Genomic DNA, 13,076 nt, shown 5'->3' with positions numbered 1-13,076 from the left:
ATGGAGGCGCTTGAGTCGCTGCTGGCCGGTCCGCTGAATCAGTTGGCCTTAATAAAGACCGATTTTTCGTGGCCCTGGATGGAAAGTAGCGAACGAATACAAGTCTTGGCCGGGAATTCAGCTTCGTTCGCGGACCGTTTAAGAAGGCGCATTGTGATTCCGGCCTTTGAGAAGCCCGAGAATGGCGGTTCTCGGCAATTAGCCGAGCAGGTACGTGACACTGTCATTAGGCTTGCAGCAGAACTGTGCGGCGTCACAGTAACAGATATCGATTTGGACTCGGAGATCGAGGAATATAAGTTTGACACTGTCCAGTTGAATGCATGGATTGCGAATTGCAACGAAGCGTTCGGACTGGAATTGGATTCGTCCGCTTTGCTAGAACGGCAAACATGGAAGGACTTCGCAGACTATTTGGTTCATCAATTCGGAAACTCTATTTCCCTCAAAGAGGAGGTGTCTTGAAATGCAGGAGATGGAGGACCTTCTCTGTAAACTGATGTGGGGCCAGTTGCAATCGATGGGAATATATGCGGACGATCACTCCGCTTTGGCAGCTTTGAAAGGAAAATCCGCTTTGTATGATAGATGGTTGAAAGAGAGTATTGCCGTATTGGGGCGAAAGCAATATGTCTGTTCGGAGAATGGAATAATCACGGCCGGGAGAAATAACCGGATCAACATAAACGAGGTTTGGCGGGAATGGCGGCGGAAGAGGGAAGAATGGTCCAAGGATGCGTCGATAAAAGCCCGGGTCGACCTTGCAGAAGCTACGGTACGGGCTTTACCGGAGATATTGTCGGGAAAAGTACGGGCAACGGATATTATCTTTCCGAACTCGTCCATGGACTTGGTCGAAGGGATCTATAAAGATAACCCGGTCGCTGATTTTTATAACGAACTGCTTGCCAATACGCTTCTCGTCTATGTGCAAGAGATCGTCGAACGGCAGCCAGACGCGAGAGTCCGCATTTTGGAAATCGGGGCGGGAACCGGAGGAACCAGCAGCATGGTTTTACGCAAGCTGAAGCCTTACCGGCATTACATAAGTGAATATCTTTATACAGATATATCGCAAGCTTTTTTGAGACGTGCGGAACAGAAGTTAGGTCCTGACAATCCTTTTCTCGTTTGCCGGCTTCTTGACGTGGAGAAACCGCTGCAGCGGCAAGGTCTTGAAGAAGGCGGCTATGATGTGGTCATCGCCGCGAATGTATTGCATGCAACCAAAAATATTCACCTCACCCTGAGAAACGCAAAGTCGGCGTTAAAGAAAAACGGCATCTTGCTTCTAAATGAGATTAGCGAAAATACGCTTTTTGCCCATATCACTTTTGGTCTTTTGGAGGGATGGTGGCTGTATGAAGATCCGGAAATCCGCATCCCAGGCTGCCCGATTTTATCTCCTGATGCCTGGAAGACTGCGTTAAGAGCTGAAGGGTTTGCTTCTGTGTTCTTCCCGGCTTTGCATTCCCACCATATGGGTCAACAAATCATTGTGGCCGAGAGCGACGGAATCATTCGGATTCATCAGTCTCAAATGAATATAACCATGCCGGAATCGACTGCGGAAGAGGCGACAGGGCATGATGCAGATATGCCGGAGCGACGTTTCGCTTCCTATATCGACCGAAGCCCTTCAAGAAAAATGAGCGGACGGCGACCGAAATACGACGCAAGCGACCAAATGATAAAGGAATACATTCAAGATGCGGTTATAGATAGGCTGTCAGAGTCGCTGAAGCTTGAAAACCGTAGGATTCATCCGGATGAGTCGTTCTCGGATTACGGTCTGGATTCCATTACAGGCGTCCAACTGGTGAGAATGCTCAATGAATCGCTGCGTACTGAATTGCCGACTTCATGCCTGTTCGACTACAGCTCGGTAAATAGATTATCAGAATATATTTTCACCGTGTATAAAGATACCATCGCAAAGGAGCTGCGTATTTCCCCAAAAGGAAAAGAAGACTTGGATACAGTCACCGGTGAGGAAGCCGTACAGACAGCACAGCCTGCAAAGGCTCTTCATAGGATAAACAAACGGAGCGCGACGGCATTTAGAACTGTGCGGCAGGAAGGGTTCGTTCGTGAGCCGATAGCGATCGTCGGGATGAGCGGACGCTTTGGAAAAGCGGATTCCGTGGACGAATTATGGGAGCATCTAGCCCGGGGAGATGATCTGGTTGAGGAAGTTACCCGATGGGATTTTACGAAGTATCCGTTCGAAGATGGGAGCTATTGCAGGCATGGCAGCTTCATTTCGGATATTGCCTGTTTTGATCCGCTGTTTTTTAACATTTCTGGAACTGAAGCCGCTTACATGGATCCCCAGCAAAGGCTGTTTCTTGAGGAATCATGGAAGGCCCTTGAAGACGCAGGATACGCAGGCGCCGGGCTGGATGGAAGTCAATGTGGTGTATATGTCGGCTACAATATCGGAGATTATGCGGAACTGATCGGCAACCGCTCTCCGGCGCAAGCCATGTGGGGAAATGCGGGATCTGTCATTCCCGCCCGCATTGCGTATTATCTGAACTTGAAGGGACCGGCCATAACCGTTGATACAGCTTGCTCCAGTTCGCTTACTGCGGTTCACTTAGCCTGCCAGAGCTTATGGACTGGTGAAATTGGCATGGCGCTGGCCGGAGGCGTCTTTATTCAATCTACGCCGGGATTTTATCTCAGTGCGGGTAAGGCGGGCATGCTGTCGCCGACGGGACGATGCCATACTTTTGATGAACGAGCGGACGGATTTGTACCGGGCGAAGGTGTCGGGGCGGTTATTCTGAAACGTCTTTCGGACGCACAGGCTGACGGTGACTTCATCTATGGCGTCATACGTGGATCGGGCTTGAATCAGGATGGGTCAACGAATGGAATTACGGCGCCAAGCGCAAAATCGCAGGAAAGCTTAATTCGCCGGGTCTACGACACATTTCATATACAGCCTGAGGAAATCCAAATGGTGGAAGCGCACGGCACGGGAACCAAACTTGGCGATCCGATTGAATACCAAGCGTTAACCGAGGCGTTCCGTAACTATACGAACCGGCGGGAATATTGTGCTGTCGGTTCGATTAAGACAAACATCGGTCATGTGACCGCAGCTGCAGGCGTCGCCTCGACGATCAAGGTTTTGCTCTCGATGAAGCATAAACAAATGCCGCCTTCCTTGCATTTCCGAACGGGCAATCCCGATATTGCGTTCAAAGGAAGTCCTTTTTACGTGAACACGGAACTGAAGCATTGGGATATGGGCCCGGATGGGAAACGCCGCGCCGCAATCAGCGCCTTCGGTTTCAGCGGAACTAACGCACACATCGTAATTGAAGAAGCGCCGCTAAACGAGCGTGTTCATCAAGTGAAGCCAGGTTATTTATTGGTCTTGTCGGCCCGGACGGAGGAGCAATTGCGGCAGCAGGTCGTGAAGCTAATCGATTACTGCAAGGTAAATACAGCGGCGGATTGCGGAAATATGAGTTATACGCTGCTTCTGGGCAGAAAGCATTTCCTGCATCGGCTGGCATTTGTCGCCCGTGATCGGGACGAAGTGCTTATCCTCCTTCAGAAATGGCTGGACAAGGGTAAGACGCTGCAAGTTTATCACGCTCATCTTCAGGAGGGCGATCACAGAGAACAACTATCTTTGAGACAGTTTGGTAATGAGTGTATCGCCAACTGCCGGGAGGAGCAGGAGGCAAGCCGTTATCTGGAACACTTAACAACGGTAGCAGAGCTGTACGTGCAGGGCTATATGCTGGAATTCGACCAATTATTCGCAGACGATCAATATACCAGAGTCCCCCTTCCGACCTATCCCTTTGGGAAGGATCGGTATTGGGTGCCGGAACAAGAAAAAACGGCATTAGAATCAGGCAGTCAGAACGGAGAAGCGGCACCCGGTTCCTTCATTCACCCGCTGCTTCAGCGAAATACGTCTGATCTGGAGAAGCATAAATTCACCTCCGCTTTCTCGGGCCAGGAGTTTTTCTTATCGGATCATATTGTGGCGGGGCAGCGGATGCTTCCCGGCGTAGCATACCTGGAAATGGCAAGAAAGGCAGTCGAGCAGTCTGCGGGCAGCAAATATGAAGGCTATGGAGTCCGGCTAAGAAATATCGTCTGGGCCCGTCCGATTACGGTAGAGGAAGAACCGGTTGAGGTCCACATCGGTCTTTCCCGCGACCCAGATGGCTCTATACTGTATGAGATATACAGTCGTAACGGCGGAAATGAAGCGGATCAAACAGTTATCCACAGTCAAGGCAGAGCTCGCTATACCGCGCCCTCTACTTCCATTAATCGGAATATTGCGGCGATTCGGAACCGTTGCGGTCCTCACCCTCTATCTCGAGAAGAATGTTACCGTTTGTTTCTAGCCGCAGGGATAGAATACGGGCCGGGGTTTAGAGGCATTGAGGAACTGCACGCTGGATCTGGCGAAGTGTTGGTTCGCTTGTCTTTACCTTCCGCAGCAGCTCATAGTCAAGATGACTACATCCTGCATCCGAGCATTATGGATTCCGCACTACAAGCTATGGCGGGGCTTTCTTTAAATATTGACGGCTCGCAGCCGACTGGTGCTCTTACGCAGCTTAAACCTGCTGTGCCGTTCGCTATGGAAGAGCTTGAGATTTTCAAACCTTGTACTCCGTCGATGTGGGCTTATATTCGTTATAGCGATGGCTATGGAGCGGACAGTCCCGTTCAAAAGATGGATATTGATTTATGCGGTGTGGACGGCCAAGTATATATCCGGATATCGGGTTTTTCAACACGCTTGCTAGAAAGGCAGGAAAAGCTGCCCGGAGAAGAGCAGCCGACAAAAGCCGGCTTGCTGCTGCTCGAACCTGAATGGAAGGAGCAACGTGAGGTTTCACAAGTCCCGGAGGAGACTTATTTTCATCATGTCGTTATATTTTTAGATCTGGAAAAAGAATCCGCAGAACGTTTAAAAGCTCTTCAGTATGGGACACGTTGCCATGTACTGCAGGCCACAGGGGAAATCGCAGAGCGTTACGAAAATTGCATACTGGATGTATCTGAAGAGATTCGAACGCTTTTGGCGGACGGAACACCAGGGAATAGTTTAATTCAATTGGTTGCCATGGGCCAAGACCGGGCGCTTTTCTCAGGATTGGCCGGGATGTTTAAAACGGTGCGGCTCGAAAACCGGCAGGTTACCGGACAGTTCATAGAGTTGGAAGCTGATGGTGACGAGGAATACGTCATTCGGAAACTTGACGAGTGCAAGAAAACGCCTTACGAGGCCCACATCCGATACAGCGGCGGAAAACGATGGGTTCCCCGTTGGGTAAACCCGGACGTTTCACCCGGCATAGAAATTCTTCCATGGAAGGATCATGGCGTTTATCTGATCACCGGAGGTATGGGCGGATTAGGTTACCTCTTCGCCAAAGAGATCGCACGGCGAACTGTTTTGCCAACCTTGATTTTGGCCGGGCGATCACCATTGGACGATGAGCAGCAGACAAAGCTCGAAGAACTGGAGCATATGGGTGCCAGAGCGGCTTACTGGAGAGCAGACATCGCCTCGAGAACAGAGAGCGTACATTTAATCGGGCGTATTGAGGCGGATTTCGGAAAGCTTGACGGCGTGATACACAGCGCGGGAATCATCCATGACAATTTATTAAGGCATAAATCATCCGAAGAAATGAGCAATGTCCTGGAACCAAAGGTGAAAGGTCTCGTTCATCTTGATCAAGCTACGAAGCATCTTTCCCTGGATTTCTTTGTCTTCTTCTCGGCGGCTTCCGGGGTATTTGGCAATGTGGGTCAAGCGGATTATTCGGCGGCGAACGGCTTCATGGATGCTTACGCGGATTACCGGCACCAGTTAGTAGAGAGCAATCAGCGCAACGGCCGTACGCTTTCGCTTATCTGGCCGCTGTGGAGAGAGGGAGGAATGAGAGTCGACCGGCGAACCGAGCAGTTGGTTCGAGAGCGTCTCGGCATGACTCCCATGGAGACGGAGAGTGGAATTAAGGCCTTGTATAGGGCATACGCCTTAAACAGCCGGAAGACTCTTGTCTTGGCTGGAGATGAGGACAAGCTGCTTTATTCGCTGCAGCCGGAAACTGCCATGCCGTTAGAAGAGACTTCGGCGGCAGTCCAGATTGCTCCTGATTCGCTCAGAACGCAAACGCTGCAGCTTTTGAGCAAAATATTGGCCGAGGCAATCAATATACCGCTTAGAGAGATTAGTTCCGACACTTCTTTCTCGAAATACGGATTGGACTCGATCATGCAGATCGATTTGATCCGGAAGCTGGAGGGGACGACCGGGGAACTGTCCAAGACTCTGTTGTTTGAGTATGCGAACATCGGAGAACTGGCGGATTATCTGGTCACCCACTATGGGGAACAACTTTCCGGCTCGTTCCTTGCTGAGAAGCCAACCCTTGCCCAGCCTCTTTTATCCAGTGGATTGGAGCAGATAGAGGCTCGGTTTATTGAAAAAGACAGTGAACCTATTCGGAAGAAATCCGCAAATAATATGTCCGAAGATCAAGCGAATGGACCTATCATGCTAATACCGGAAAAACATGCGGCGGCGGATATCGCCATTATCGGTATAAGCGGCCGTTATCCTGCTTCCGATAATCTGGAGGAGCTTTGGCAGCATTTGAAGTCGGGACACAGCTGTGTCAGCGAAGTCCCCTTAGGGAGATGGAAGCAATCTTTTATCCGTTCCCTTACTGAAATTGAGGAACTTCAACAAGCTGGCAAACGGCGTTTTGGCGGCTTCTTGAAGGATATTGACGGGTTCGATTACCAGCTCTTCGAAATGGGTGAACAAGAAGCTGCGGAGCTTCCGCCGGAGCTTCGCCTATTTCTTGAGACGGTGTGGGAGACCGTCCACGATGCGGGCTACTCCATACAAGCTCTGCAAGAACAGCAAGCCAGAAATGGGAGCGGTGTGGGAGTGTTCGTCGGCTCTATGTACAGTCAACATCCCTGGACCGCGCCTGTGGCGGAACAGGCTTTGAAAAAGTCCAACAGGACAGATTGGCAGATTGCCAATCGCGCTTCCTATTTCTTCAATCTTACTGGACCAAGCCTCACGGTGAATACGGCATGTTCGAGTTCATTGACCGCTATTCATTTGGCCTGTGAAAGTTTGAAGCAAAAGAGCTGCAGTATGGCGGTAGCTGGCGGCGTAAACTTAACGCTTGACCCCTCCAAATATGAATCGCTGGAGGACATCCATTTTTTGGAGGATGGTGAATTAAGCAGAAGCTTCGGGGCAGGGGACGGTTATATTCCGGGGGAAGGCGTCGGTGCCGTCTTGCTTAAGCCTTTGGCCAGCGCACTAGAGGATGGAGACCGGATTTACTGCGTGATTAAGAGCAGCTTCATAAATCATAGTGGGGGCCGGCAGAAATACAGCGTCCCGGATCCGAAGCAGCAGATGCAATTGATTGCGGAGTCGATAAGGCGCTCAGGTATTGATCCGGAGACAATCACGTATGTAGAATCGGCTGCCAACGGCTCAAAGCTGGGGGACCCGATCGAGGTGGGCGCGCTTCATCAAGCGTTTTCTCAATTTACCGGCAAAAAGCAGTACTGCGCGCTCGGCTCTGTCAAATCCAACCTGGGTCATCTGGAGGCAGCTTCAGGAATTTCTCAGCTCAGCAAGGTTATTCTACAAATGCAGCATCGGACGCTTGTACCGACAATCAATGCCAATCCAAGAAATCCAAATTTGATGCTGGAGCATTCCGCTTTCTTTCTTCAAGAAGAGTCAACAGAATGGGTGAGAGTAAACGACCCTACGACAGGAGCTATACTGCCGCTTAGAAGCATGATCAATTCCTTCGGTGCTGGCGGCGCATATGCCAATGTGATTATAGAAGAATACTTGCCGGAACCGCCCGTCGACCGGCCGGATTTTGCGCGCGATGAAGAATGTCTGCTTGTTTTTTCGGCAAAAACCGAATTCAGCCTGAAACGGTACCTGAAACGTTTTTCGGCTTTTCTTGAGGAGCATGGTGATGTCGCTTTGAAAGATATAGCTTTATTGCTGTATAAATCGAATCCGAACTTGGAGCACAGAACGGCTGTGATCGCATCATCCGTGAAAGAACTGCAGGATACATTGCGGGTTCTTGCGCAGCGGCCGGAGGAACGTTCTGATTTGGACGGCATATCCAAAACCATGGTTGGGCGAGAGATGAGCGGCGACATTGGCGAAAGGGAAATCCTCCGCGCTTTTTCGGAAAGAAATGTTCGGCGTCTTGCCCAAGCCTGGCTGGCGGGCGCGGACCTTGATTTTAGGAAGCTTGATGGTCGGAATTCCCCTTGCAGAATCAGTCTGCCCGCGTATGCTTTTGACCGGGGAATGGATGATTCCCCCCGGGCCATTGCTGAGAACGCCATAAAGGGAGCTTTCCGGGAAGAGTTCTATCGGACGCTGCTGGAGCGTTTATCCAAAGGCGAGATTACGAAAGAGAAAGCGCTGCTGGAAGCCAAAAAATATGGGGACTTAGGTGGACAATATGAACGACAAACACTTTGAATCCTTGCTCGAAAAGGTTGAAAATCATCAATTGAGCATCGACGAAGCGATCCTGGAAATGCAAAAAATAGATGTCGGACTAGATGCGGGAGAGACTCCTTTGTCAGGTGCTGAAAACGATCCGGAGAAGTATGTTTATAATGAAGCCTTCCTTAAGGATCATAAGATAGATGACGAACAGGTTGTTCTTGGGGTAACTTGCGCAAGTTTAGCAATCAACGCGTTCTTTAAAAGGTTTCCAACCATGCAAAGCGTAGAATTGCAGAATTTGCTGTTTATTCATCCCATTACGCTCAAGCCGAATGAGGTCGTCGAAGTATCGACGGATTGTGTTCAAAGGGATGGAGAAATTGATTTTCGGACGATGTACCGTAAACCGGGGCAGATGGAGCGGAGCGCCGCAGAAGGTAAGCTTCTGCACAGCTTTTTTGACGGGGGCCGGATTGATCTTGAGGCGATAAAGCTGGACTTGGATGAGTATCATGATTTAGAGGATATATATTCGAACAATCCTGCAATGAAACTGGGCCATAGCTTTAAGACGATTACCCGATTGTTGAAAGGTAAGAATCGGACATTAGCCAGAGTTGGGCTGAGACTGACTCCTGAGGAAGAGGGGCACTGCTATGATCTGCATCCTCATCTGATCAATGCCGCCTTTCTGGCGATGCTACCTTTGGCCGGAGATGCGCTGAAATGGGAAGGTTTTCTGCCTTTTGGTGTGAAAAGGATTCTTTTCCGCAAAAACCTCCGTAAGGATGACTGTTGGGTTCAGGTGGACGTGGTGCGATGTTCGGATGAAATAATTGTGTTCGACGCCGATTTGATTAATGATAAGTCCGAAATTGTGGCCCGGTTTATACAATGCTCCGTAAAAAGGATTCGTGGGGCAGTCGTTTCCGAAACAGATCAAATCCACCAAATGGAAAGGAATGAGCGGTTACCTGCTGATTTATCCGATGGCATTCGGCAGTATCTGATTAGGAAAATCCAAGGAATTCTCCCGGATGAAATATTTCCCCATCATACAGATAGGAATTTCCTGGAATTAGGCCTTGATTCTTCTACATTGATCAGCTTAACGTTGGAGATCGAGAAGGAAACAGGTATTGGACTGAACCCGACTTTGTTTTTCGAGTACCCAAGTATTACGGAATTGTCGGCATACTTCAATCGCAGCCATGCCGATTCCTTCAGGCCGCTGCTCGGCACCACTGCACGGAATTTGGGGGTTGATGGAAGAAAATCACCGAATAGAGATTCCTCAAATTCCCAGATGGTACAGAGTGTGCAGTCGATGAAGCCGGAAGCGGTACAAAACACCAACGATCAGGCTGTACATCGGGACTTACAGGAACATGAGGATGATGGCGGCATTGCAATCATTGGAATCCACGGTTTATTTCCGGAGTCTGATGATCTTGACCATTTTTGGGAGAATATCCTTGACAAGAAGAATATGATAAAGGAAATCCCGTCGGATCACTGGGATTATCGTCCCTGGTTTGACGAAAACCAGGGGGTGAGCGATAAAACCTATTGCAAATGGGGCAGCTTTCTCAGTAATGTAGACCGATTCGATGCTGAATTCTTCAACATTTCCCGTCGGGAAGCGGAATGGATAGATCCGCAAATTCGTTTGTTGTTGCAAAGCATTTATGCAACTGCCGAAGATGCCGGCTACATCAAAAAATTGCGGGGAAGCCAGACGGGCGTCTTCGTCGGGGCCTGTGTACACGATTATGCGGACAGGATGGCGGAGATGAACCTTCCTGTCGATCCTTATGCGGGCACTGGGACCGCTCAAACGGTGATTGCCAACCGGATATCATTTGTCTTTGACTTGAAGGGCCCGAGCATGGCAGTTGATACCGCTTGCTCATCCTCGCTTTTTGCCCTGCATTTGGCTTGTCAGGCGTTAAAAAATGAGGAATGTGAAATGGCCTTCGTCGGAGGCGTAAATCTTCTTCTGTCTTCATGGCATTACCGCTATTTCAGCAGCATAGGAGCCCTGTCTCCTACGGGTCGCTGTCATACGTTCAAAGCGGAAGCCGATGGCTATGTGCCTGGTGAAGCGATTTCCAGCATCCTACTCAAACCGCTTGCACAAGCGGAAAAGGACGGCGACCGGATTTATGCCGTAATTAAAGGTTCCGCTGCGCTGCATGGCGGATATACCCCCTCATTGACCGCGCCCAGTGTAATAGGGGAAGAGAACGTAATTTTGAAAGCTTGGGCAAACGCCGGAATCGAACCGGAAACGATAAGTTACATCGAAGCTCACGGTACCGGCACCAAATTGGGAGATCCCATTGAAATAAACAGTGTAAACAAGGCATTCCGCCGTTTCACAGACAAAGAAGGCTTTTGCGCTATCGGTTCGGTGAAGTCTAATATCGGACATACAGAAGGCGCTGCAGGGCTAGCGGGAATTATGAAAATTATTTTGCAAATGAAGGATCGGAAAATTCCCGCGATGCCTAAATTTGAAACTTTGAACCCCTATATCCGATTGGATCAGTCAGCGCTGTATATCAATCGTGAAAATCAGGAGTGGGTCAGTCCGCCAGGCGTGCCAAGGAGAGCGGGGATCAGTTCTTTTGGATTTTCCGGTTCTTATGCCCACGTGGTAGTGGAAGAATATGTCCCGGCTAACTCCGGGAATGAACGTCCGGTTTTCTCAGACCCGGCTTTATTTCTGCTGTCTGCAAAGAGCGAGGAACGTCTTCGGGCAAGATTGAGTGATCTGCTGCTCGCCGTGAGAAAGGGCCGCTATTCCGACCGGGATCTCATTGATATGGCGTATACACTTCAGATGGGCAGGGAAGAAATGGAGTATCGACTGGGCTTTACTGTCCGGACAATCGCGGAGCTTGAGTCTAAACTGGAAGCTTTTTTGGAGGGCGGAGAGGCGGCTGTCGGCCTGGTGCATGGATGTACGGAGAGCAGTACCGAAAATTTATCGCTGTTCTCCGGGGACGAGGACTTGAAAGAAATGGTGTCGAAATGGCTAACCCAGGGCAAATACGCTAAGGTATTGGATTTGTGGGTTAAAGGAATGGAAATGGACTGGAGTGCCCTGTACGAGAACTTGCAACCCCGGATTATCGGTCTGCCAACGTATCCTTTTGCCGGCGAACGTTATTGGTTGCCGGAGCAGGAACGGAAGACCTCCGTTACTCCGATGGCGGACGTTAACTTCTTGCATCCGCTGGTACATCTGAACACGTCTAATCTGTCCGAGCTGCGTTTCAGTACAACCTTTACTGGTGATGAATTCTATCTGGTCGATCATCAAGTGAAGGGGGAGCGGGTTCTTCCCGGAGTGGCGTATCTTGAAATGGCCCGGATGGCAGCGGAATTGGCGTCGAAAGGGAAGATGCCGTCTGATTCAGGCATCCGGTTGACAAACGTAGTTTGGTTGCAGCCGATCGTTGCGGGCAAGCGACCGGTACTGGTTCACATCGGGCTGGTACCAGGCCCAGACGATACGATCGCTTACGAAATATACAGCGAAATTCCCGGAAATGCCGCGCAAGCGATCGTTCATGGACAGGGGACAGTGGTGCCCGGTTTTGACGACCCCGTCCCTGCCTTGGACCTTGGAGCTTTACAGGCCCAGTGCAGTTTGGATAACATCACGGCAGGTCAATGCTATGACGCCTTTAAATCCATGGGGATTGTTTACGGTCCTTCCCATAGCGGAATTGAACGCCTGTTCACGGGTGAGAATATCGTCCTGGCTAAGCTCTCTTTGCCTCCGTTTCTACAGGGCAGCATAGACTCATATATTCTGCATCCCTGCCTGATGGACTCCGCTTTTCAGGCTGCTATTGGACTTCTATTGGGGGAGCAGACCACAGTGAATGAGATGTTGGGTCATCAACCTTACCTTCCTTTTGCTTTGGACGAGTTACGGATATTCGGCGCTTGCGGGCCGGATATGTGGGCTTTCATCCGTTACAGCAACGGAAGCCGGCCAGAAGACAAGCTGCAAAGACTGGATATTGATTTGAGCGACAGCTCTGGCCGGGTATGCGTTCACATGAGAGGCTTCTCTTCACGGGTGATGGATGGCGAGATGCCGACGGTTTCCATAGTAACTCAAGTGGAATCTGGGGAACGGTCCTTGAATGACGTCCTCCCTTCAGCCGCAAACATGCAGAAGTATTTGATACGGACGGTTTCAAACTTATGCACAGTAGACAGCTCAGAGATCGACCCGGAAGTCGATTTCGACGAGTACGGACTGAGCCCGATAAAGCTTGCCGAGCTTACGAACCGGCTGAATGAATCAATCGGGCTCAATTTGAAGTCCAGCTCGTTTTTCGGGTTATCGACTCTTAAAGATATTTCTTCGTTTCTGTTAAACCTGTATCCCAAAAAAATGCACTCATCTTTTTTCGGCACCAGAGCCGATGAATTTACGGAAGGGTTTAGGGAAGCGGATACTGCAACTGATTTGCCGATTCGGTTGTCAAACATGAATTATGATATGAATGTGATGGATGAGCTTCTTGGGCGGATGCTG

Annotated in this window: 3 protein-coding genes; all 3 read left to right on the top strand. The window is 50.0% G+C overall.

Features of this window, described 5'->3' with window-relative positions:
* Positions 1 to 465, top strand: a 465-nt coding sequence (locus L692_RS0110345; protein WP_025699594.1) for an acyl carrier protein, incomplete at its 5' end; no start/stop codon positions are given.
* A gap of 1 nt (position 466) precedes the next feature.
* Complete coding sequence (locus L692_RS0110340) at positions 467 to 8,545, top strand: SDR family NAD(P)-dependent oxidoreductase (RefSeq protein WP_025699592.1); 8,079 nt, start codon at positions 467 to 469, stop codon at positions 8,543 to 8,545.
* A partial coding sequence (locus tag L692_RS28375; protein WP_198027735.1) for a beta-ketoacyl synthase N-terminal-like domain-containing protein occupies positions 8,526 to 13,076 on the top strand: 4,551 nt, incomplete at its 3' end. The genes L692_RS0110340 and L692_RS28375, both read left to right, overlap by 20 nt.

The sequence above is a fragment of the Paenibacillus forsythiae T98 genome (genome assembly GCF_000520735.1).
GTDB lineage: Bacteria > Bacillota > Bacilli > Paenibacillales > Paenibacillaceae > Paenibacillus_AQ > Paenibacillus_AQ forsythiae.
Note: the sequence above shows the minus strand (reverse complement) of the source record. Positions and strands in the feature narration are given on the sequence as shown.